Origin of the sequence: Kribbella aluminosa (assembly GCF_017876295.1) — a bacterium.
Lineage (GTDB): Bacteria > Actinomycetota > Actinomycetes > Propionibacteriales > Kribbellaceae > Kribbella > Kribbella aluminosa.
Genome location: NZ_JAGINT010000001.1, coordinates 355,808 through 377,078, shown reverse-complemented (window position 1 = coordinate 377,078; position 21,271 = coordinate 355,808). Strand labels below are relative to the sequence as shown.

The 21,271-nt window shown below is 68.4% G+C and carries 21 protein-coding genes; 3 read left to right on the top strand and 18 right to left on the bottom strand.

Translation table 11 applies throughout. From position 1 onward, the window contains the following. Window positions 1-92: 92 nt before the first annotated feature. The 4 genes from JOF29_RS01885 to JOF29_RS01870 all read right to left on the bottom strand — a co-directional run bounded on the left by JOF29_RS01885 (window position 93) and on the right by JOF29_RS01870 (window position 4,600). Window positions 93-1,529, bottom strand: a complete 1,437-nt coding sequence (locus JOF29_RS01885; RefSeq protein ID WP_209692502.1) for a C40 family peptidase — start codon at window positions 1,527-1,529, stop codon at window positions 93-95. 247 nt (window positions 1,530-1,776) lie between these two features. Beyond that, window positions 1,777-2,589, bottom strand: coding sequence for an endonuclease/exonuclease/phosphatase family protein (locus JOF29_RS01880; RefSeq protein ID WP_307863102.1), 813 nt, complete (start codon window positions 2,587-2,589; stop codon window positions 1,777-1,779). A 75-nt stretch (window positions 2,590-2,664) separates the two neighbouring features. Continuing rightward, a complete protein-coding gene (locus JOF29_RS01875; RefSeq protein WP_209692501.1) occupies window positions 2,665-3,735 on the bottom strand; it encodes a WD40/YVTN/BNR-like repeat-containing protein in 1,071 nt (356 codons plus the stop codon). Between the two features lie 10 nt (window positions 3,736-3,745). Next, window positions 3,746-4,600: a helix-turn-helix transcriptional regulator gene (locus JOF29_RS01870; RefSeq protein ID WP_209692500.1), complete on the bottom strand. Its 855-nt coding sequence runs from the start codon at window positions 4,598-4,600 to the stop codon at window positions 3,746-3,748. Window positions 4,601-4,699: 99 nt separating this feature from the next. Here JOF29_RS01870 and JOF29_RS01865 point away from each other — a divergent pair, with 99 nt between their 5' ends. Continuing rightward, entirely contained in the window at window positions 4,700-5,431 is a 732-nt protein-coding gene (locus JOF29_RS01865; RefSeq protein WP_209692499.1) for an SDR family oxidoreductase, read from the top strand. Here the strand turns inward: JOF29_RS01865 and JOF29_RS01860 are convergent. From JOF29_RS01860 to JOF29_RS45105, 14 genes are all read right to left on the bottom strand, one after another. After that, entirely contained in the window at window positions 5,420-5,719 is a 300-nt protein-coding gene (locus JOF29_RS01860) for a thiamine-binding protein (protein WP_209692498.1), read from the bottom strand. The genes JOF29_RS01865 and JOF29_RS01860 overlap by 12 nt on opposite strands. Continuing rightward, complete coding sequence (locus tag JOF29_RS01855) at window positions 5,716-7,200, bottom strand: MDR family MFS transporter (protein WP_245357408.1); 1,485 nt, start codon at window positions 7,198-7,200, stop codon at window positions 5,716-5,718. Before JOF29_RS01855 ends, JOF29_RS01860 begins: the two co-directional genes overlap by 4 nt. 89 nt (window positions 7,201-7,289) lie before the next feature. Further along, window positions 7,290-7,910 carry a TetR family transcriptional regulator gene (locus tag JOF29_RS01850; RefSeq protein WP_209692496.1) on the bottom strand — a complete coding sequence of 207 codons (621 nt, stop codon included), beginning with the start codon at window positions 7,908-7,910 and terminating at the stop codon, window positions 7,290-7,292. 73 nt (window positions 7,911-7,983) lie between these two features. Further along, window positions 7,984-8,928, bottom strand: coding sequence for a hypothetical protein (locus tag JOF29_RS01845; RefSeq protein ID WP_245357407.1), 945 nt, complete (start codon window positions 8,926-8,928; stop codon window positions 7,984-7,986). Window positions 8,929-9,003: 75 nt separating this feature from the next. Then, window positions 9,004-9,795 carry a GntR family transcriptional regulator gene (locus JOF29_RS01840; RefSeq protein WP_209692495.1) on the bottom strand — a complete coding sequence of 264 codons (792 nt, stop codon included), beginning with the start codon at window positions 9,793-9,795 and terminating at the stop codon, window positions 9,004-9,006. Between the two features lie 101 nt (window positions 9,796-9,896). After that, on the bottom strand, window positions 9,897-10,859 hold the full coding sequence (locus tag JOF29_RS01835) for an SIS domain-containing protein (protein ID WP_209692494.1): 963 nt from the start codon (window positions 10,857-10,859) through the stop codon (window positions 9,897-9,899). A 2-nt stretch (window positions 10,860-10,861) separates the two neighbouring features. Continuing rightward, window positions 10,862-11,737, bottom strand: a complete 876-nt coding sequence (locus JOF29_RS01830) for a carbohydrate kinase family protein (RefSeq protein ID WP_209692493.1) — start codon at window positions 11,735-11,737, stop codon at window positions 10,862-10,864. Next, entirely contained in the window at window positions 11,737-12,105 is a 369-nt protein-coding gene (locus JOF29_RS01825) for a secondary thiamine-phosphate synthase enzyme YjbQ (protein ID WP_209692492.1), read from the bottom strand. Before JOF29_RS01825 ends, JOF29_RS01830 begins: the two co-directional genes overlap by 1 nt. Window positions 12,106-12,121: 16 nt before the next feature. Beyond that, on the bottom strand, window positions 12,122-14,221 hold the full coding sequence (locus JOF29_RS01820; RefSeq protein WP_209692491.1) for an ADP-ribosylglycohydrolase family protein: 2,100 nt from the start codon (window positions 14,219-14,221) through the stop codon (window positions 12,122-12,124). A 1-nt stretch (window position 14,222) separates the two neighbouring features. Next, window positions 14,223-15,047: a carbohydrate ABC transporter permease gene (locus tag JOF29_RS01815; RefSeq protein WP_209692490.1), complete on the bottom strand. Its 825-nt coding sequence runs from the start codon at window positions 15,045-15,047 to the stop codon at window positions 14,223-14,225. Next, the gene (locus tag JOF29_RS01810) at window positions 15,044-15,967 is read right to left on the bottom strand and encodes a carbohydrate ABC transporter permease (protein WP_209692489.1); all 924 of its coding nucleotides are present in this window, start codon (window positions 15,965-15,967) and stop codon (window positions 15,044-15,046) included. The genes JOF29_RS01815 and JOF29_RS01810 overlap by 4 nt, the downstream gene beginning before the upstream one ends. Before the next feature lie 31 nt (window positions 15,968-15,998). Continuing rightward, entirely contained in the window at window positions 15,999-17,357 is a 1,359-nt protein-coding gene (locus JOF29_RS01805; protein WP_209692488.1) for an ABC transporter substrate-binding protein, read from the bottom strand. 65 nt (window positions 17,358-17,422) lie between these two features. Continuing rightward, complete coding sequence (locus JOF29_RS01800) at window positions 17,423-18,316, bottom strand: nucleoside phosphorylase (RefSeq protein ID WP_209692487.1); 894 nt, start codon at window positions 18,314-18,316, stop codon at window positions 17,423-17,425. Between the two features lie 10 nt (window positions 18,317-18,326). Beyond that, window positions 18,327-19,199, bottom strand: coding sequence for a carbohydrate kinase family protein (locus JOF29_RS45105; protein WP_209692486.1), 873 nt, complete (start codon window positions 19,197-19,199; stop codon window positions 18,327-18,329). Window positions 19,200-19,246: 47 nt separating this feature from the next. Here JOF29_RS45105 and JOF29_RS01790 point away from each other — a divergent pair, with 47 nt between their 5' ends. Together JOF29_RS01790 and JOF29_RS01785 are read left to right on the top strand one after the other, a co-directional pair. Then, window positions 19,247-20,194 (top strand): nucleoside hydrolase, encoded by a 948-nt coding sequence (locus JOF29_RS01790; protein WP_209692485.1) that lies wholly within the window; start codon window positions 19,247-19,249, stop codon window positions 20,192-20,194. Further along, the gene (locus JOF29_RS01785) at window positions 20,191-21,156 is read left to right on the top strand and encodes an adenosine deaminase (RefSeq protein WP_209692484.1); all 966 of its coding nucleotides are present in this window, start codon (window positions 20,191-20,193) and stop codon (window positions 21,154-21,156) included. Before JOF29_RS01790 ends, JOF29_RS01785 begins: the two co-directional genes overlap by 4 nt. Window positions 21,157-21,271: the final 115 nt, after the last annotated feature.

The following is a 21,271-nucleotide window of genomic DNA, read 5'->3' as shown; positions in this document are numbered from 1 at the left end:
CCGAGCCGCACGCGCTTGAGCAAGGCGGGTTCTTCTGTGCTCACAGGGAAATCCCCGGCAACAGGGCATTGTTGCCGGGGACAACTACCAGTCTACGGGCGGCCGAAGAAGTTGGGTGGGATCCAGTAGTAGACGCTCGAGATCTGTACCGGCTTGCCGGTGCGCGGGGCGTGGATCATCATCCCGCCGCCGATGTACATCGCGACGTGGTGGATGGTGGCCGGGTCGTTCGGGTCCAGCGCCCAGAAGATCAGGTCGCCCGGCCGCAGGTCGTTCTCCTGGATGTGCTGGATCTGCTGGTACTGCGCGGCGGCGTAGTGCGGCAGTTGCACGCCCGCCTTCTCCCAGGCGCCCATCGTCAGGCCGGAGCAGTCCCAGCGATTCGGGCCGGCGCCGCCCCACAGGTACATGTCGCCGAGCTGCCGCATCGCGAACCTGATCGCCGCCGACGCGCCGTGGCCCGAGGAGCTGCCACCACCACCACCGTTGTCGCCACCGCCACCGCCGCCGTTGCCCCCGTTACCGTTCCCGTTGTCGCCGGACGGCTGGTGGTGCTTCGGCTTCCTGCCGTGGTTCTTCTTCGCCTCTTCGCGGGCTTCCTGTTCCGCGCGGGCCTGCGCGGCGGCCGCGGCGCGGCGCTCCGCAGCCTCCTGGGCGGCAATCCGGCGCTTCAGCTCGGCGGCCTTGCGGGCCGCCTCCTCGGCGGCCTTGATCCGGGCGAGTTCCTCGAGCCCGTGCTGCCGCTGGGCGGCGACCTTGACCGAGATGTTCTGCAGTACGGCGAGCTGCGAGATCGAGTTCTTCCGCTGGACGCCGATCGCGGTCACCGCGGCTGCCTGCGCCGCCTGCGCATCCTCGGCGGCCTTCTTCGCCGCGGCCGCCTCGTCGGCGGCCTTCTGGACCTTCACGACCGCCTGGTCGGCCTGCACCTTGAACAGGTTGGTCATCACCTGGGTGGCCGAGAACCGCAGGTACGAGCCCTGCATCGCGGCCGACACCGAGTGCGCCGCACCGGCCGAGTCGAGCAGCTGCTGCGGGCCGTCCGCGGTGAACAGCGGCGCGAGCTTCGCGACGTCGCCGCCACCTTGGTACGACGCGGCGGCGAACCGGCCGATCTGCTGCCGCTGGGTGGCCAGCGTCTTCTCCGCCTCGGCGGCACGGGCCGCGGCGGCGGCCGCCGCGGTCCTGGCCTGCTGGAGCCGGTAGACGGCACCGTTGTACGCCTCGTCCGCGATCCCGGACTGGACGCCGAGCTGCTCGAGCCGCGCGTTCGCGGCGGCGAGCTCGCGCTCGATCGTGGCGACCTGGCCGGCCTTCGAGGCAGCTGCCTGCTTGGCCCGCGCGACCGCGGCCTTGGACGGGATCACCGGCGGCTTCGGCTTGGCAGCCTCGGCCGGGAGCGTGGGCACGGCCATGGAGCCGGCCAAGCAGATCGCGAGCACCCCGGAGAGCAGCAGTTTGCCTGCCCGTCCGGTCTTCCCAGCACTCGCGACCCGTTCGCCGGACGTGGCCCTTGGGGGCGTCCGCATCGGGATCGTTCCTTCCGCCGGTCACGAACCCCTTCCCCAGGGTTCGTGAACTTCTGGTCCTCCTGGACCACATACGTGACACTAGTTGCCTACAGCCCCATTGGGAACAGCTTTCACACAAGTATCTTTGTTTCACCCGTGTGTCGACTTGACAAACTACAAGCTTGTAATTCCGGCGAACTCGCCGGTGGACGCATGGAAACGCCCCTCCGGCCGCGACCGGAGGGGCGTTTCCGCGGAGCTGGATTCAGCTGAGAACGAACGTGGCGAGCACCGGAAGGTGGTCCGACGCCGGCGTCACCGGCACGGCGGCCCGCACCGGGCGCAGGCCTGGGCTGTGCAGCTGGAAGTCGATGCGCTTGGTCGGCTTGTCCGCCTCGATCGTGTAGCCCGGGCCGTCGCCGACCTCCGCCCAGGTGTCGTCGTACACGGCGGTCAGGGTCTTGATCTCCGGGGCCGTCGGGAGCGCGTTCAGGTCGCCGACGAGCAGGGTCGGGGTCGTCGAACCGCCGAGCAGTTCGACCACCTTCTGCGCCTGTTCGAGCCGCTCGGCGTTGTTGTTGCTGGTCAGATGGGTGTTCGCGAACCGCAGTTTGGCGCCGCGCACCGTGATGTCTGCCACCGCGAGTCCGCGCTGTTCACCGGTCGGGTAGAGCGGCAGCAGCGTGTTCTCGAAGTCCTGGATCGGGTACCTCGAGAGGATCGCGGTCCCGTACTGGCGACGCGGCTCGCCCGGGCTCGCCGGCGGGAGGTCGAGGTTCGCGGCGTACGCGTAGTGCATCTTCAGCCGCCGCGCGAACCAGGCCGGCTGGTCGACCCGGTTGCTCCGGGCATCCCAGTGCCGGTCGACCTCCTGCAGCCCGATCACGTCGGCCTTGGACTGCTCGATCAGTACGGCGATCCGCTCCAGGTCGAGGACGCCGTCGATCCCGGCGCCGTGGTGGATGTTGTAGGTCATCACGGTCAACGGCCGGCCCGGACGGCCCGCGTCGGGCTGGGCCGCGGCAACAGTAGGTACCACCATCAGAAACCCCACGAGGACGGTCAGCAATTTGCGCACGCTCCATCGTCCCGGAAACCCGGCGACACCCGCCCAACAAGCGAGTGTCGCCGACCTGAACGTAGAAGGACGCTGCTAATACACCAGGCGGCCGACGGCGCCCTTTGCGCCGGAGGCCCAGCAACCGGCGTTGATGCCGTGGCCGGCGCATTCGACGCTGTCGAAGCTGCCGTCGTAGAACTGCTTCCAACTGCGCCCACCGTCCAGGCTCACGTCGCTCCCGGACGGGCCGACCGCGATCACCGTGAACGGCGACCACGGCACGAAGTGCGAGCCGCTCCGGTAGCCCTTCGGCGCACGGTCCGCCGGCACCAGCTTCCAGGTGCGGCCACCGTCGTACGTCACCGACGCCGCGTTCACCGCCTCGGTCGGCTTGGTGAAGTCACCGCCGACGGCAACGCCGAACAACGTGTTCCGAAACGCCAGACTGAAGATTCCGGCCGCTGCCCCGCTCGCCATCGGCGAGTCCGCCACCGTCCACCGCCGCCCGCCGTCGACGGTCCGGAACACCCGCGGCCGATCGCCACCACCGGTCGCGAACCACGCCGTCCGACCAGCCCCGGCAACCAGGCAGGTCCCGCTCGCGGCGAACCCGGCCTCACCCGGCAACGCGGCCGGCATCCCATCAGTCGGCTGCACCTTCCACGACTTCCCGCCGTCCGAGGTCGCCGCGATCCGGAACTTCCCGTCCACCGGATCGCTCATCGCCAGTCCATGCTTAGCGTCATTGAAGGCGATGCAGTCGTAGAACGCCTTCGGATCGGTGTTCCGGAAAGTTTCCGACCACGTCTTCCCGCCGTCGGCGGTGCGGTAGACCCGGGAGTCCTCGCCCTCGCCGATGGTCAGCGCCACGGCGCGCTGCGCGTCGAACGCCTCGACGTCCCGGAACTGCAGCGTCTCGGCACCGGCCGGGCTGACGTTCTGCCAGTGCTTCCCGCCGTCGACCGTCCGCAGTACGGTCCCCGCCGTACCGCCGACCCAGGCGACGTCCTTGCTGACCGCCGCCAGCCCGCGGAACTGCGCCGTCGTACCGGTCGGCGTCAGCTCCCACCGGTACGACGGTCCGCCGTGCGCCTGAGCGGGTACGACGTTAGCCATCAACAACAGACCTCCTGCCGCGAGAGCGGCCACACGCAGGATTCTCATGCGCGGCAATCTAGACCGACTCCCGGTCGTTGCCCATCACCTGCGTGCCCAGAACGCTCAGCAAGCGCAGCCTCTCGGCGCTCTCGCTGCCCGGTTCGGCGGTGAAGACGATCAGCGTCTGCTGCTGGTCGCGGTTGTCGATCAGCTCGCAGTACAGCTCCAGGTCACCGACCGACGGGTGCCGGAAGCGCTTGGTCCGGCTGTGCGCGACCACCACCTCGTGCGCGTCCCAGATCGCCATGAACTCCGGGCTGAGCTTCTGCAGCGCTCGCACGATCGAGGCCGCGTACGACTTCGGCCCGTCGACGGTCGCGACCGTCCGCAGCATCGAGACGAGCAGGCGGCTGTGCGTGGACAGTTCGGGTTCGGCGTACAGGGACCGCGTCTCCGGGTGCGCGAACCAGCGGTAGGCCTCGCTGCGCTCCATGCCCTGGAAGTTGGTCAGCTCCCCCGCGAACGCGACATGCGTCGGCGTCTGCGCGACCACCTCGCCGCACCGGTTCAGCAGCATCGCGGGTGTGTCGTGCAGCCGGTCCAGGATCCGCAACATGCCGGGGTCCACGTGGCAGGCCCGCGTCGTGCGCGGCGGCGTACCGTGGCCGGCCAGCAGGAACAGGTGGTCGCGCTCCTCGAGCGTCAGGCGCAGCGCCCGCGCGATCGCGCCGAGCATCTCCACCGACGGCTGCGGGCCGCGGCCGCCCTCGAGCCGGCTGTAGTAGTCGGCCGACATCGACGCCAGCGCGGCGACCTCCTCACGACGCAGACCCGGCGTCCGGCGGCGGCGACCGCGCGGCATGCCGACGTCCTCGGGCTGCAGGGCTTCGCGGCGCTTGCGGAGGAAGTCGGACAGGTCGGAGTACTCCATGCACCCAGTCTCCACGGCCGCCGCCCGTTATCCACTGCCTGCCGAGCAGTGGCTGAGCTCAGCCTGGTTGCCGACGGCATCCAGTCACAGGCTGGAGCCATGAAAACCACCGGCAACACGATCTTCCTCACCGGCGGTACGTCGGGTATCGGTCTCGAACTCGCCCGCCGTTTCCGCGACCTCGGCAACACCGTGATCATCAGCGGCCGCCGCCGGGACCTGCTCGACAAGATCGCCGCCGAGGACCACATCGACGGCATCGAACTCGACGTCGCCGACCCCGCTTCGATCGCCACGGCCTACGAGACCGTCACCACGAAGTACCCGGACCTCAACGTACTGATCACGATGGCCGGCATCATGCAGCCCGAGAACCTCAACGACCACGACCTGGCGACCGCCGAGGAGACCGTCACGATCAACCTGCTCGGCACGATCCGCACCATCACGGCCTTCACGCCGCACCTGCTTCAGCGGCAGGACGGCGTGATCATGACGGTCTCCTCAGGCCTGGCATTCGTCCCGCTGGTGACGACCCCGACGTACAGCGCCACCAAGGCGGCCGTCCACAGCTACACCCAGAGCCTCCGCCACCAGCTCGACCTCCAGGTGATCGAGCTCGTCCCGCCGGCGGTGCAGACCACGCTGCTCAACCAGGAGAACGACCCGCACGCCATGCCCCTGGCCGAGTACGCCGACGAAACCATCCAGCTCCTCCACGACAACCCCGACGCCGAGGAAATCCTCGTCACCCGGGTCCACTTCCTCCGCGACGCCGAGAAGGAGAACCGCTACGAGCAGGTCATCGGCGTGCTGAACTCAGTCGCCTAACGCCTGCTCGATCCGCTCCACCTTGGCCGTCAACTGCCCCGTGTAGCCGGGGCGGATGTCCGCCTTCAGCACCAAACTCACCCGGGGTGACACGGCGGCGACGGCGTCCACAGCCTGCTTCACGACCGCCATCACCTCGTCCCACTCACCCTCGAGGTTCGTGAACATCGCGTTGGTCTCGTTGGGAAGACCGGAGGCGCGAACCACGCGGATGGCCTCGGCCACCGCCTCGCTCACGCCCCCGGTCTCGTCACCTGCCGCCGGACTGATACTGAATGCAACGATCATGCATCCAGGATGTCATCCTGTTCGGCCGCGCGGCGCTCGGCGCCCGAGGTGGTGAGGAGGGCCTTTTCCTTGATGAAGAGGACGGCGATCAGGGCCAGGACGGCGAACGGGACCGACATCATGAACAGGTCGGCGGTCGCGTTGCCGTAGGCGTTCTCGACGACCGTGCGGACCTGCTCGGGGAGGTCCTTGATGTTCGGTACGGCGCTTCCGCCGCCGGACGACGCGCCGCCGGGGTTCAGGGTCTGGGTGACCTTGTTCGCCAGGATCGCGCCGAGGACGCTGACGCCGATGGTGCCGCCCATGCTCCGGAAGAAGCTGACGGCGGACGTCGCCGCGCCCAGTTCCCGGGCCGGTACGTCGTTCTGCGCCGCGAGCACCAGGTTCTGCATCACGAGGCCGATGCCGACGCCGAGCACCAGCATGAAGCCCCACAGCATGTACTTCGACGTGTGCGCGTCGATCGTGCCGAACAGCCCGAGACCGATCGGCAGCAGCACACTGCCGATGACCAGGTAGATCTTCCAGCGGCCGTACTTCGTGATCAGCGCACCGGCGATCGTGGACGCGGTCATCATGCCGAGGATCATCGGCAGGCTCATCAGGCCGGCCTTGGTCGGCGAGTACCCCTGCGCGATCTGGAAGTACTGCGCGAGGAACACCGAGCCGGCGAACATCGCGATGCCGACCAGCGCGCTGGCGACGATGGCCAGCGTCACCGTGCGGTTCCGGAACAGGTCCATCGGGATGATCGGCTCCGGGTGCCGGCGCTCGACCAGGACCGCGGCCAGCAGCACGACCAGCGCGGCCCCGACCAGCGCGAAGCTCCAGCCGGACACCCAGTCGAACTTGTTGCCGGCGAACGACGACCAGACCAGCAGCGTGCTGACGCCGCCCATGATCAGGACCGCGCCCCACCAGTCGATCTTCACCTCGCGTCTGACCGTGGGCAGGTTCAGCGTGCGCTGCAGCAGGATCATCGCCGCGATCACGAACGGTACGCCGACCAGGAAGCAGGCCCGCCAGCCGAGCGGCGAGTCGACCAGGAAGCCACCGAGCAACGGTCCGCCGACGGTCGCCGACGCGAAGATCGCGCCGAAGACACCGGAGTACCGGCCGAGCTCCCGCGGCGGGATGATCGCGGCCATCACGATCTGCACCAGCGCGGTCAGACCGCCGCCGCCGAGACCCTGGAGCACCCGGCTGCCGAGCAGTACCTCGATGTTCGGCGCGAAGCCGGCGACCAGCGAGCCGACCACGAAGAAGCTCAGCGACAGCTGGATCAGCAGCTTGTTGTTGTAGAGGTCGGCGAGCTTGCCCCACAACGGCACGGTGGCCGTCATGGTCAGCAGCTCGAGCGTGACGACCCAGGTGTACGAGGACTGGCTCGCCCCGAGGTCGTGGATGATCCGCGGCAGCGCGGTCGACACCACGGTGCCGGCCAGGATCGCCACGAACAGGCCCATCATCAGGCCGGACATGGCCTGGATGGTCTGACGTGGCGTGAGCGTGGCTGTTGCAGAACTACTGACCTCACCCACGGGCTCCGGAGTGGGTGACGAGGTCGTCGTCATGAGGTGCCTTTCTGGTTGTCCGTGCCGAAGGCCGCGTCGATGCCCTGGGCAAGTAGATGGAACGCTTCGTCGAGCAGTTCGGTGACCGGGCGGTCCGGAGCGGACTTGTGCAGCTCCATCACCACCCGGCAGGCGGCGCCTGCCGTACTGACGATCAGCCCGGGCAGGACCGACCCGGCCGGTGCACCCATCCGCTCGGTGAGCGCAGCGGTCAGCTGCCGCTCGTCGTCGATGCTCGACAGCATCAGCTGGTACAGCAGGGTCGGAGTACGCATGATCAGCTCGCCGCGCCGCGACAGCTGCCCGTCGCTCTCGAGCTCCCGCAGTACGTCGTGGACGATGAACCACATCGTGGTCAGCGGCGACTCGTCGGCGGGGGCGGTCCGCATCCGCTCGAGCGCCCGGTCGAGGTGCTCCGGGTTCCGCCCGAGGATCGCGTGCTCCTTGTGCGGGAAGTAGTTGAAGAAGGTCCGCACCGACACGTCGGCCGCCTCGGCGATCTCCTCGACCGTGACGTGCTCCGGCCCCTTCTCCAACGCCAGCCGCAGCGCGGCATCGGCCAGCGCCGCCCGCGTCTGCAGCTTCTTGCGCTCCCGCAACCCACCCTCTGCCCCCACCTGAACAGGCTAGGCAGAATCTTGCACTCACTGCAAACTATTAATCCGGCAATCTTGCATTGAGTGCAATCAGTCACTCTCCGAACGGCTGCGGCTCGGAGCCCGGGATGATCGAGCTCCGGTAGTACACCGGGTCCTTGAAGGTGGACTTGACTTGCCCCAGACCCTGGATCACCGTCGATGTCCCGTTGGCGTGACCGACGGCGTACAGGAAGCCCTGGCCGGTGTCCTTGTCGATCGCGAGCAGGACGACGCCGTACTGACCGCACTTGCGCGCCAGGAGCGTGTCGAACTTCTGCCAGGTCGAGCTACGAACCAGCCTCACCACCGGCTTCAGCGGCGAACTGAGCGGCAGGCGGATGGTGTAGAGCGCCCCGCTGCGGGTGTTGGCGAGGAAGGTCTCGTACGTGCGGGTCTGACTGATCAGCGCCATCGACTTGACCGCGGCGAACCCGGGCGCGGACTGCTTGTTCGCCCAGTCGGGGCGCCCGTTGTTCTGCCAGCGGAACAGCGTCCCGTCCGAGCGCAGCGCGTACTGGTGGCGGTACTCGCCGCCGTACTGCGTCGCCGGGTAGAACCTGGTCACGTCGAAGAACGTGAAGGCTCCCCAGCCACCGCCGACGAGCGACCGGTGCAACGTGCTGCGGTCGACATTCCCGTCGGCGCCGAAGTAGTAGCCGGTGTTGTACATCGAGCCATCGAGGACCTGATAGCCGGAGACGTACCCGGTATAAGGCGCGGGCACGTCCGGAGTGATCACGGTCGAGCCGGCGATCCGGACCTGGCCGGGCGGGAAGATCCCCGCGTCCGGGCCACCGATGTCCTGGACGGTCGGCGGCGTACCCGCGACGACCATGGTCCGCTGCACGTCGCCGGCTGCGCTGACGGCGCCGGGCGTCACCACGCAGGCCGTCGAACTCGCCGGGCTGGTCGTCGCGGCACTCGCCGGAGCCGGCGCGAGTGCTGTCGCCGCCATCCCCAGGGCGGCCGCACAGGCTGTGAAATACGAACGGTTCATTTGTCTGGCCGCCTCTTCGCGGGGATGTTCTCGTACAGCTCGATGCACCGACCGGACCGGAAGTTGCGCCCGGTCTCAGGGGCGGTGGAGTCCCTCGAGGTCTGTGGAGTAGTGGAAGCGCACCCGCGAGCCGAGCCAGACGGTTCTGGAGGTTTCGACGAGTTCGCCCCCGGACCGGCCGATCGACCAGTCGACGAACACCTGGGAGTCGATCCCGGTGTCGAGCAGGACCGTCTCGGCCGCGTTGACCGACCGCACCTCGAGAAGGTGCTCCACCTGATCGGCGGCGATCGCCTCGTGCTGCAACGTCTTCGAGAGGGATGCCTCGACCAGCTCCCGGCCCTGCATCGTCTCGGCGGCCCGCCCGGCCAGCCACGAGTCGGTGATCCCGATCGGACGGCCGTTGACGAGGTGCAGCCGTTTGAGGTGGAGCCGGGTCCCGCTGCGCTCGGCCGGGGTCAGCTCACGCACGAGGTCGTACGGTTCCTCCTCGGGCGCGGCGTCGGCGAGGTGCACGGACGCCGCGTCCTCGCCGGCCGCGCGGAACCGGTCCCGCCACGGCGTCATCAGGCCGATGTCGTGCTGGACCAGCCGCGGCCGGTCGGCGACGAACGTACCCATCCCCTGCCGGCGTTCGACGTACCCACGGTCCGAGAGCGCGGCCAGCGCCTGCCGGACGGTGATCCGGCTGACGCCGTACATCGCCGCGAGGTCCTTCTCGGTCGGGAGCTGGAGTCCGGCCTCGACGCCCTGGTCCAGGACCGAGCGGAGGTCACGCTCGACCTGCGCCCAGGCCGGCATCGGTGATCGCCGGTCCACCTGGGTGACCTTCACCGCCAGCGGATGACGGGTGTCCTCGACGGTCATACGGCCCACTTCCCCCTGAGACGACGCCCTGAGATGACGCCCTGATGTGATGCATGGATAATATGATCATAACATCAGTACCTATCGACCGTTGCTGCCGGTCAGGTCGTGATCGGCTCCTCGTCGAGCTTGATGTGCCGGGCGTCCATGTTCACCGCACCGCCGCGGAAGGGCGGGCGCCCCCACTTGGCTGCCGCTTGGTCGGCGAAGACCGCACCCGCGGCGGCACCCGCCAGCTCCAGCACGAGCGCCGTACGGCTCGACCAGGTGCCGGGTGTCTCGAACGCGATCTGCTGCACGGTCTGCCCCGTACTCTCCAAGGCGACGGCCAGCCGGTCGAACCGGGCCCGGCCGACGGCGCCGATCAACTGGAGTATGAGGTGCGGCTGCGGGCCGACGAAGTAGTCGACATGGCCGCTCTCCTCCAACGGCACCGTCCGGACGGTCAGCCCGACGGCCTCGATGAGCTTGAGCATCCAGAAGTCACCCGCGCCGCGCAGGTCCGGCAGCGTCAGCACCGAGATGCCCTGCGGCGCCTCGGCCGGCAACGCCCGGACGGCTCGGTTCAGCTCGGGCGCCTGTGCCTCGAGCAGTCGGGCGACGTCACTCGCGGCGCCGGCCACATCCTCGCCCGCCACCGCGGCGACGCCGAGGCCGAGCATCAGATGACCCGCGCACGGAACGACTTCCTCGATCCCCAGCGAAGGAACGAGCTGCGTCTCGGCCGCGGCCGCCGCCAGCGGGGAGTCGGGGTTGGAGGTGATCGCGATCGTCCGCTTGCCCTCCTCGGCGGCCAACCGGAGTGCGCGGACCGTTGCACCGGACGTGCCGGAATGCGAAATGCCCACGACGGTGCTGGTGCCGTACGGCAGCCGTCCGGTCCAAGTCAGATCCCCGGACGACAGGGCGCGATGGCCGTACGCCGTTGCCAGCAGCGCGGACGAGAGCGAGTCGCCGGACCCGACGAAGACGGCGCCATCGGGTGGGGCCGGAATACCCGGCTGCACGTCGCGGACGGCGCGCAGGGCCGACGCGACGACGGAAAGCTGTTCGGGAGAAGTCACGGTTACTGCTTCCTGGTGATGGTGATGGTCGGGAAAGGTTCGGTCAGCGGGTCGGTCAGCAGGCCGGCGTGACCCCAGTCCGAGAGCACGAGCCGGGCCACGGCGGCGCCGTACGCCGCCGCGGTGGGAAGGTCCGCACCGGCGGCCCAGGCCGCGAGGATCGCGCCGGCCGAGGAATCACCGGCTCCGGTGGTTTCGACAACCTGTACGTCGGGATCGCGGACGGCCCACTCGCCGTCGCCGGAGATGGCGACGAGGCCGTCCCGGTCGAGGCGCGCGATCACGTCGAATCCGAAACGCTCGTGCAGGGTCCGGGCGGCGGCGAGCGGATCGGGGTCGATCAGGCGCAGCTGCACCCGGCTGGGCAGGACGAGCCCGCCCGGCGGAGTCACTCGACGGACGTATTCCGCTCCCTCCGCCTGCAACCGCAGCTGGTGCGGGTCGACACCGATCCGGGCCGAGCCGACCAGAGCCCGTTCGACCGGTGAGCTGTCGAGGAGCCCGTCGATCTCCTCGCTGAGCGGAACCGGTGTTTCCTCTTCAGGTGTGGCGGTTTCACCGCTTTCGAGCTCGACAGAGCCGACAGGTGCGGTTGCCACGATTCGCCGGCCCTGCTGGGAGTTCAGGATCCACAGCCGCATCGCCTGCGGGTCGCCGATGCAGCCGGAGGTGTCGATCCCGAGCTCGTCGAAGAGCTTGGCGAAGCGCGGCTCGTCGTCCGGGAGCCGCGAGTACAGCCGCACTCGGGTCCCGGCGACGAGGCGCGCGCCGAGGGTCGCGAAGAGCCCGGGTCCGCCGAGCTCGTCGAAGCGGGCACTCTGTCCGGCGTTCACCAGATGATCGACGGACAGACCACCGCGGACTCCGACGACGGTCATCAGAACGTCTGTACCGCGTACTGCAGCGTGCGGTCCCGCGGCCCGTCGAGCTCGAGCAGGTACACGCCCTGGCTGTGGCCGATCCCTAGCTCACCGTTGACGACAGGCAACTGCAGCGACTGCACACCGAAGACGCAGCGGACATGTGCCGCGGCGTCCTGCGGACCGTCGTGCAGGTGGACGAACGGCCGGTCGACCGGGATCTGCTCCTCGATGAACAGCCTGATGTCCTGCAGCGTCGTACCGTCCACGCCGGAGTTGAAGATCAGCGTGCAGGTGGTGTGCGGCAGGAACGTGTGCAGGATGCCGTCGCCGCCGGTGCCGCGCGCGACCTCCCGGAGTTCGTTGGTCAGGTCAACGTAATGCACCGGGCTCGCATAGCCCTCAGCCGGTCTGGTGTTGACCGAGATACTGTTCCATTTTCCGGTGAGTGCCATATCGGGTGGTGCCTTTCTGGTCGCGGGGCTCAGCGAGTGTCTGGGCCCGGGGATGCGAGCGGACGGTGAATCCGTCGGCGCTCATGGTTCCGATGTCGACGAGGAAGCCGGCGCCGCCGCCGGCCAGTCGCCGGGTCGTTGCCGAGAGCATCGAGATGCCGTCGACCCGGACCGTGACGACGGCCGCGGCGCACTCGACGGACACGTCGTACGGCGCGTCCCGGCGGAGGGCGAACGGAGCCGTCGCGAGTACGGTCCGCTCGGCGCCGTGCTGCTCGACGATCGAGAGCAGGCGCCCGTCGAACACGGCCGCGGTGAAGTTGCGGTGCCCGCGGGCCCGGACGACGATTCCCGCGGAGCGACTCAGTGAGAACGTCAGCCGGGAGGAGATCTCGTAGTCGACCCAGTCGCGGGTCCCGGTCGTGACGACGCCGAGCGGGTCCGGGTGCGAGACGGAAAACGTTGTCGCGAAGTCCGCCTCGAAGTTCTTCGCCGAGCTCACCCAGGGCGCGAGGCCGCGCGGCTGGGTGTCCCAGATCGAGGAGAGCAGGATGCCGGACTGCGAGTACTCCGCCGGAGCCCCGTCCCAGTCGAGCGAGTGCAGGTACGCCGTTCCGGAAACGGAAAGCCCGATCCGAAAAGGGTTTCCGCCGCTCGGGACTGTCCAGTCGAGCTCGGTTCGCTCGCCGACGTCGATGCACGGCCCTTCCGCCGTTGTCGTCCCGTCGTAGATCGCATACAGCCGGACCGAGGCACCGTCGGGTGCGCTGACGACCGCGCGGACGGTGTTGCCGGGGTACAGCGTCGGGCTGGCGAGCGTGGAGAAGTTCGACACCGCGTCGAGCGGATCGAGGAAGACCGGCGTGGAGGCGGACCCGCCGTCGATCAGCAGCGCCGTCGAGCCGTCCTCGAACCGATGATGCCGAACCGCGCCGCCGTCCAGGTACGGACAGGGTTCGAACCCCTGTACCGCCCCCGGGAAGTCGAAGTCGAACCGCGGCCGCCGAACCGGGACCGGCGCAGCCTCGAGTTTGTGCGCGGAGCGGATGATCCGGCGGGTCTCGAGGACGGCGTCTGTCACGCACTCGCCGCCGTCGGCGCTGACGACGAGCGCGCGGTCGGCGACAGCGGACCGCAGCTCCTCGGCGTCGTCGAACGCCGCGAGTCCGAGCCGTACCCCGGTGATGCAACCGACCGTACCGGCGTTGCTGTCGGTGTCGAATCCCACCGACGACGCGATCGCGACCACCCGACGGAAATCGTTGTCGCCGACAACAAGAGCCGCCAGCGCCATCGCCGTGTTCGACAACGAATGACACGGCCCCGGATACCGCGCGTACCCGTAGTGCTGATCGACCCAGTCGCGGGTCGATCGCCAGTCGTCCCCCTTCGAGACGTGCGACGTCACGTCCACGATCAGCTCGGCCAGCCGGCGATCCGTGACGAACGGCAGCGATCGCTCGATCAGGACCGCCAACTCCTGCTGCTCGAAGGCCGACGCGCGCATCGCCGCGAAGAATGCCGCCGCATCCAGCGCGACGCCGTCATGACTGACGCTCGCCGCCGCCCGGGTCAGCGCCACCGCCCGCTCCGGATCGCCCGGCGTCATCAGCGCGAACGCGTCCGAGAAGATCTGCGCACCGATCTGCTCCGCGAGCGTGCTGCCGTTCCGCGCGATCGAACCGCTGTCCGGCGCGGGCACGCCGCGTTTGAGATTGAGGTACGCCGTGTGTTCGGTCGAGCGTCCGTACCCGCCCCACCACAGGATCGTGCGGTCCTCGACGATGTAGTTCAGCCAGGTCTCACCGGCATCCGCGGGCCCGAAGAAACCGTTGTCCTCGACGACCCGGGCGAAGGCCAGCGTTCCGGAGATGTCGTCGTCCGCGACGATCAGCGGCAGCCCGAGGTCGCCGTTCACGAACCGGTCGACCAGGCCGAACCGAGCCTGGATGTCGGCGTACGGCCAGCCCTCGACCGGCCGGCCGAGGTACACCCCGATCAGCTTGCCGAGAATCCCGGCGTACACGCGTTCCTCGTAGGCGGTCATCTCAGCCCTTCACCGAACCGCTCGCGAGCCCGTCCACGACGTACCGCTGGACGGCGATGAAGACGGCCAGGACCGGCACGATCAGGATCAGCGCGCCGGCCATCATCGTGCCGATGTCGGTGCTGAAGGTCCCGTTCATGGTCAGGAAGCCGAGCGTCAGCGTCTGGTCGTCCGGGTTCTGCAGGAACGTCGAGGAGATCAGGAACTCGTTCCACGCGTTCAGGCCGACGATGACGCCGACGGTGATCAGCCCGGGCCGGACCATCGGCAGCATCACCCGCCGGATCAGCTGGAAGGTGTTGACGCCGTCCATCAGCGCCGCTTCCTCGATCTCGGCCGGGATGTTCAGGAAGAACGTCCGCATCAGGAAGGTCGCGAACGGCATGTTGATGGCGGCCAGGATCACGCCGACCACGAAAACGTTGTCCAGCAGGTTCAGCGCGGCGACCGCGGCGTACAGCGGGAACACGAACAGCTGGATCGGGATCGTCATCGCCATCGTCAGGTAGACCATGATCGCCGGCCACTGCTTCACCTTCTGCCCGGCGAGGACGTAGCCGGCCAGGCTCGCGCAGACCAGTACGACGACGACCGTCGTACCGGTGAGCAGAACGCTGTTGACGATCCCGCGGCCGAACTGCCCGTACTGCCACGAGGTGACGAAGTTCGCGAAACTCAACGACGACGGCAGCCCGAACGGATTCGCCAGTACCTGGTCGTTGCTCTTGAAACTGTTGATCAGCACCAGCAGCAGCGGAACCAGCGCGAGTACGGCGAACAGCGCCAGCACCAGCTGCGCCGCGATGCCCTTCAGGTAACGGGTCATCGGGCGATCTCCCGCCGGCTGATCCAGGTGTACAGCACGGACGCGAGCAACCCGAAGAAGCTCATGATGATCCCGACCGCGGCGGCCTTCCCGAACTCGAACGACGAGAAGGCGAACGCGTAGGCGTACGTCCCCATCACCTCGCTGGCGTGCGCCGGCCCGCCCTGCGTCAGCAGGAAGACGTAGTCGAAGGCCAGGAACGAGAAGATGACCGTCATCACGCCCATCAGCAACAGCGTCGGCCGAATACTCGGCAGATACACGTTTCGGAAAACGCCCCACCCGCCGGCCCCGTCGACGATCGCGGCCTCGACCTGGTCGACCGGTGTCTGCCGGATCGCGCCGAGGTAGACGACGGTCAGGAAACCCCAGTAGTGCCACATGTCGACGGCCGCGGCGGCGTACAGCGCGGTCGACGTCGATCCGGTCGGCGGCTGGATCCCGAGCAGGCCGGCCACGCCACCGTGCGGGTTGTAGATGATCGTCTGCCAGACGAGCGCGTTGACGACCGGCGCCAGCACGTACGGCATCAGGTAGATCACCTGGTAGAACGTGCGCAGCCGCTTACGCCGCAACAGCAGCATCGCGGTCAGCAGCCCGATCACCGCCGGCAGCGTCAGGAACATCACCAGCCACTTGATGTTGTTGGTCAGCGCGGTCGCGAACACCGGGTCGGACAGGATCGAGGCGAAGTTCTTGCCGCCGACGAAGTGGACGTCGAACCCGACACCGCTCCAGTCGGTGAACGCGAACAGCAGCGTGAGGATGCCGGGGACGACGACGATCACGATCGAGAGCACGAGTGCGGGCGCGACCAGCGCGTAGTTGATCGCGGTACGGCGGCGCAGGTGCGTACGCCGCCGCCCGGGCGGGAGGTGCGCTGGTGCGGACTCCCGCGCCGGCGCGGCTGTGATGACCATGTCTTCTCCGGGTCTTCTCCGGGGATCCCCGTCAGGCGCCCGGCTGGGGCAGCGGCGGGACCAGGCCCTTCGCCTTCTCGGCGGCGAACGTCGTCTGGACCTTCTTCAGGAAGTCCGCGGCGCTCTCCTTGCCCAGCCAGACCGAGTCGATGTCGGTGAACGCGGTCGCGGTCGCCGGCGGGAAGAACGTGCCCGCGAAGAACCCGTAGTTGCCCTTGTTCACGGTCGCGATGGTGTCCTTCATGGCCGTCACGAACGGCTTCGACAGGCCGGTGTAGCTCGCCGCGTCGAGGTCGAAGTTCTTCAGCGGCACGGCCCAGTACCCGGGCCAGCTCTTGTTCATGTCCTTGGTGAAGCCGTCGGTCATCATGTAGTCGATCACCGCCGCGGCGCCGTCCTTGTTCTTCGAGGCGGCGTTGATCGACAGCGACGCCGTCGTACCCAGCGTCGGGTACGGATACGGCCGGCCGGCGTCGACGCTCGGGAACGGCAGCCAGCCGAGGTCGTCCGTCGTACCGTTCTTGTCGTTGAAGTAGTTCGACGCGAACTGGAAGATCAGGCTCGGGCCGAGCATGAACGGCGCCTTGCCCTGGCTGAGCAGCTGGACCGACTGATCGAAGTTGAGCGTGGCGTAGTCCTTACCGCCCAGGTAGCCCTTCTGGTAGAAGTCTGCGGACGCCTGGACGGCCTTCTCGATGGACGGATCCGTCCACGGAATCGTGCCCTGCAAGGCGTCGTACACCTTCTTGCCGCCGGCAACCTGTGTCAGGAACAACGAGATGTAGTTCTGGTTGACCGGTTTCCAGCCCTGGTTGCCGGTCACCGACGCATACATGCCCGCGGCAACGGCCTTGTCCATCGTCGAGACCAGCTCGGCGTAGGTCTTGGGCGGCTGCGCGCCGAGCTTGGCCAGCACCTTCTTGTTGTAGAAGACGCCGATGTCCTCGATCGAGTTCGGCAGCGAGTAGAGCTTCCCGTCGACGGTGCCGGACTGGTACATCGCCGGCAGCAGCCGGTCCTGCCAGCCGTACTTCTGGGCGTACGGCGTCATGTCCGCGAGCTTGCCCTGGGTCGCGTACGCCGCGGAAAACGCTGGCCCGGAACCGTACACGATGTCCGGGCCCTTGTTGGCGCTCAGCGCGACCTGCACGTTCTTGTCGACCGCGTTGTTGAAGGTCACCTGCAGCGTGTACTTGCTCTGCGACTTGTTGAACCCGTCGATCAGCACCTGCTTCATCGTCTGCTGCTGTTGTGGCGGCGCACCCCAGAACCACAGCTGGAGGGTCTGCCGTCCGCCGCCGCCCGCGTCGCCTGAGGAGCATCCAGCGAGGGCCAGTGCCACGGCGGACGCGACGCCGATCGCGGCAGTCACGAGCCTCATTCGTCTCATGCCGAGCTCCTACAGTCATCTGGTGGTTATGTTGTATTGACCGTAGAACCTTTGATCCGCGAGTGTCAACGTAATCCGGGAATCCACCGTTTCCCGCCACTTGCCGTGACGGCCGCATCGTGTTCCGCGAGTACGACGAGCCCGGCCAGGGCGATGTCGGTCGCGGACCGGTGCCCGGCGCCCGCGACGAACGGCCGGTCGGCGATCACGTTGTCCGCGACGGAACACACCGATCCGCCACGCTTTCCGAACAGGGCGGGAAGCGTGACGACCGCAGCCGATTCCCGGTCGCCGTTCAGTACGCCGGCCCGCGCCCAGGTCTCGAGGACGTCCAGATGCCAGGGCTGGAAGTACCCGCCGACCGACGGCCGGCCGACGCCGCAGAAATCGCTGTCGCTCGAACGGGTGACCCCCACGTGATGCGGCAGCCCCAACGTGACCGCGGCGCGGGCCATCGCCACGACGACCTCGTAGGCCGCGACCCCCGGATAGGAGGCCGGGATGTACGCCCGCGTCATCCCTTCGTCGCGCACGACTCCCGAGGAGATGACGACATCACCCGGCTCGACCGACGGGTGGATACCGCCGGAGCCGCCGACCCGGACGAACGTGTCCGCCTCGGTGAACTCGAGCAGTTCGTGCAGGATCAGCTCGGCCTCGGGCGAGCCACTCCCGCCGGACACGACCGTAACCGGGACGCCTCGATGCGTGCCGCTCCAGGTCGTGAACATGCCGGACTCACCGATGCGCTCGGCGTTGTCCAACTCGGCGGCCAGTTGCGTGGCCGGGTCGTCGTCGTACGCGCAGAGCGGGTCGCGCACCATCAGCAGCACGTACCGTGCGACCTTGTCGGGGTCGATGCGCGAGAGCGCCGGCCGGCCGTCGACGAGCAGCCCACGTTTCGGCACGTTGTGCGCGAACTTGTAGCTGTCGTAGAGCGCGCTGGAATCCCAGTTCATACAGTTCCTTTCAGTCGGCCGCCTTCAGGACGGCAGCTCGGACGGCGTCGTCGACCAGGGGTGCTCCGCGGGTGCCGACGACGACCGCCGCGGCCGCGGCCGCCAGCCGGGCCGCGCGACGTGGGTCGCCGGTTGCCTGGTACGCCGCGATGAACGCGCCGGAGTAGCTGTTGCCGCCGCCGGTCGGGTCGACGACCACGGTCGGCGCCGCCGGGACGTGAATCCGTTCGCCGGCATGGAGCAGTAGCGAGCCGTCCGCGCCGAGCCGGAGCAGGACGATCGGAGCGAGGCTGCTCGCGGCCCTCGCCGCGTCGTCGAGGTCCGTGACCTCGAAGAGCGCGAACGCCTCGGTCCGGTTCAGCGACACCACGTCCACCAGGCTCGCTCGCATCCGGACAAGCTCGATGTCGGTCGCGGCGGCGGACACCTCCCACAAGATCGGCAACCGTTTTCGGAAAGCGGAAACACTTTCCCAGTAGGGTTCCTCGGCCGCATGGAACAGGTACATCGCTCCGAGCTCCGCATCCGGCGGGACATGCTGGGGCAACGGGGTATGGGCATCGAAATGGGCCAGGCCGTAGACCGGCGTCTCCTCGCGCTCCCCGTCGGCGAAGTACTGGATCCGGGTCCGCGGCCCGCGCTCGCCGACCACGAACAGCCCACCTGGATCGATCGCCCGGTCCCGGCACCAGCCCTGGAGCATCGCCAGTTCGGCCGCACCGGTACCGGCCACCAGCAAGCTTGCCATCGGCAACGACACCAGGCTGGCGCCGACCGCGGCGTACGCGCCCGCGCCACCGACCTCCGCGGGCATCCGCCGGCCCGACGGCTCGATCACCTCGTCGAAGACCGCGTGCGAGAGCACAGCAACCTTCCGGACCACCCGACCACTCCCCTTGGTTATGTTGTTATGCCTATAATACCCATTCTATGAAGAACGTGCTGATCGACACCGATCCGGGCATGGACGACGCGCTGGCGATCAGCCTGGCGCACAAGTCCGGCGCCCTCGACGTCAAGGCGATCACCGCGGTCACCGGGAACCTGCCCGCGGACCGGACGGCCGCCAACGCCCTGAAGATCCTGGACCTGCTGGCCGCCCCCGGCATCCCGGTCGCCCAGGGACCGCTGCTCCCCAGCTCCGGCGACTACCCGTCGGACCCGTTCTCGCACGGCAGCGACGGCCTCGCCGAATCGCACCTCTCGGAGTCGGACCGAAAGCTCGAGGACCGGACCGCGGCGCAGCTGATCGTGGACGTCGCGGCCGAGTACGCAGGCAACCTCACCCTCTGCGCGCTCGGTCCGCTGACGAACGTCGCCGCGGCGCTCGAGCTCGATCCGGACCTGCCGGCGAAGGTCAGCGAGTTGATCGTGATCGGCGGCTCGTTCGGCGAGACGCCGTACGCCTGGAGTCAGGCGACCGGCGCGAACCCGGTCAGCGAGTGGAACATCTTCGTAGACCCCGAAGCGGCCCGCACCGTCTTCCGGGCAGGCTTCGACCTGCTGGCCGTCGGCCTGGACGTCGCGACCCACCCGAGCATCAACTTCCGCGAGCACGATCTCGAAGCCCTGCGTGCGGCCGGGACCGCGGAGGCCGCGCTGGCCCTGCGCGTCGTCGAATTCGTCAACGGCCGCGGGTACCAGTCGTACTGCTCGTTGATCGACAGCGTCGCCGTCGCCGCCGCCATCGACCGCACCCTGGTCGAGGAGACCTCCCTGTACTGCGACGTCGCGACCACCGATCCGCTGACCCGTGGCATGACCGTCGTGGACCGGCGCGCACACCACCGCTGGACGGACCTGCCGCTGATCACGGTCGCCCGCGACCTCGACTTCTCCCGCTTCCTCGACCTCGTCACCACGGAGCTGGCCAGATGAGCCGCTTGCCGAAGGCCGAGCTGCACCTGCACCTGGAGGGCACGCTCGAGCCCGAGATGATCTTCCGGTTCGCGGAGCGGAACAGCATCCGGTTGCCGTACGTCGACGTGGACGAACTGGCCGCCCGCTACCGGTTCGACAGCCTGCAGTCGTTCCTGGACCTGTACTACGCGAACATGGCGACCCTGCTGACCGGCGAGGACTTCGCCGAAATGACCGAGGCGTACCTCGCTCGCGCCGCGGTCGCCGGCGTCCGGCACGCCGAGGTCTTCCTCGACCCGCAGGCACATACCGCGCGCGGCATCCCGCTCGACGCGGTCCTCGAAGGTGTCACGTCGGCACTCGGCACGGCCGAGCAGCGGCACGGGATCAGTACCGGCCTCATCGTCGCGATCCTGCGCGACCAGAGCGCCGAGTCGGCGATGACCACACTGGACGCCGTACTCTCCAGTGACGTGGAGGTCCTGGGTATCGGACTCGACTCGGCCGAGGTCGGCCACCCGCCGTCGAAGTTCGTCGAGGTCTTCGCCAAGGCCCGCGCGAACGGCCTCCGCGCGGTCGCCCACGCCGGCGAGGAGGGCCCGCCCAGCTACATCTGGGAGGCGCTCGATCTGCTGCAGGTCGAGCGCATCGACCACGGCGTACGCTGCCTGGAGGACGACGCCCTCGTGCATCGGCTGGCCGCCGAACAGATCCCGCTGACGGTGTGCCCGCTGTCGAACGTCCGGCTGCAAGTGGTGCCCGACCTCGGCCGGCACCCGCTACCGGAGATGCTCGACCGCAACCTGCTGGTCACGGTCAACTCCGACGACCCGGCGTACTTCGGCGGGTACGTCGACGACAACTACGCAGCACTCTCACTGCCGCCCGAGACCCTCCGCCAACTGGCGGCCAACTCGATCCGCGCATCCTTTCTCGACAACACCCGCAAGTCCGACCTCCTGTCAGAGCTCGGGACGTGACACCCGAGGATCCACGCCGGTACGGCGCGGCAGCAGTCCTCGTACTGCCGTCCGTACCGGGCTCGCAGTACCGGTTCCTGGTACCAGTGGACCCGGCGACGACACACGGGGCCGC

Excerpts from the sequence above, each read along its gene's own strand:
- JOF29_RS01790 (WP_209692485.1), top strand. The coding sequence starts at position 19,247 with ATGAAGAACGTGCTGATCGACACCGATCCGGGCATGGACGACGCGCTG.
- JOF29_RS01815 (WP_209692490.1), bottom strand. The coding sequence starts at position 15,047 with ATGACCCGTTACCTGAAGGGCATCGCGGCGCAGCTGGTGCTGGCGCTG.
- JOF29_RS01870 (WP_209692500.1), bottom strand. The coding sequence starts at position 4,600 with ATGGAGTACTCCGACCTGTCCGACTTCCTCCGCAAGCGCCGCGAAGCC.
- JOF29_RS01820 (WP_209692491.1), bottom strand. The coding sequence starts at position 14,221 with ATGACCGCCTACGAGGAACGCGTGTACGCCGGGATTCTCGGCAAGCTG.
- JOF29_RS01840 (WP_209692495.1), bottom strand. The coding sequence starts at position 9,795 with ATGACCGTCGAGGACACCCGTCATCCGCTGGCGGTGAAGGTCACCCAG.
- JOF29_RS01785 (WP_209692484.1), top strand. The coding sequence starts at position 20,191 with ATGAGCCGCTTGCCGAAGGCCGAGCTGCACCTGCACCTGGAGGGCACG.
- JOF29_RS01810 (WP_209692489.1), bottom strand. The coding sequence starts at position 15,967 with ATGGTCATCACAGCCGCGCCGGCGCGGGAGTCCGCACCAGCGCACCTC.
- JOF29_RS01855 (WP_245357408.1), bottom strand. The coding sequence starts at position 7,200 with ATGTCCGGCCTGATGATGGGCCTGTTCGTGGCGATCCTGGCCGGCACC.
- JOF29_RS01875 (WP_209692501.1), bottom strand. The coding sequence starts at position 3,735 with ATGAGAATCCTGCGTGTGGCCGCTCTCGCGGCAGGAGGTCTGTTGTTG.
- JOF29_RS01845 (WP_245357407.1), bottom strand. The coding sequence starts at position 8,928 with ATGAACCGTTCGTATTTCACAGCCTGTGCGGCCGCCCTGGGGATGGCG.
- JOF29_RS01885 (WP_209692502.1), bottom strand. The coding sequence starts at position 1,529 with ATGCGGACGCCCCCAAGGGCCACGTCCGGCGAACGGGTCGCGAGTGCT.
- JOF29_RS01865 (WP_209692499.1), top strand. The coding sequence starts at position 4,700 with ATGAAAACCACCGGCAACACGATCTTCCTCACCGGCGGTACGTCGGGT.
- JOF29_RS01860 (WP_209692498.1), bottom strand. The coding sequence starts at position 5,719 with ATGATCGTTGCATTCAGTATCAGTCCGGCGGCAGGTGACGAGACCGGG.
- JOF29_RS01805 (WP_209692488.1), bottom strand. The coding sequence starts at position 17,357 with ATGAGACGAATGAGGCTCGTGACTGCCGCGATCGGCGTCGCGTCCGCC.
- JOF29_RS01830 (WP_209692493.1), bottom strand. The coding sequence starts at position 11,737 with ATGACCGTCGTCGGAGTCCGCGGTGGTCTGTCCGTCGATCATCTGGTG.
- JOF29_RS01800 (WP_209692487.1), bottom strand. The coding sequence starts at position 18,316 with ATGAACTGGGATTCCAGCGCGCTCTACGACAGCTACAAGTTCGCGCAC.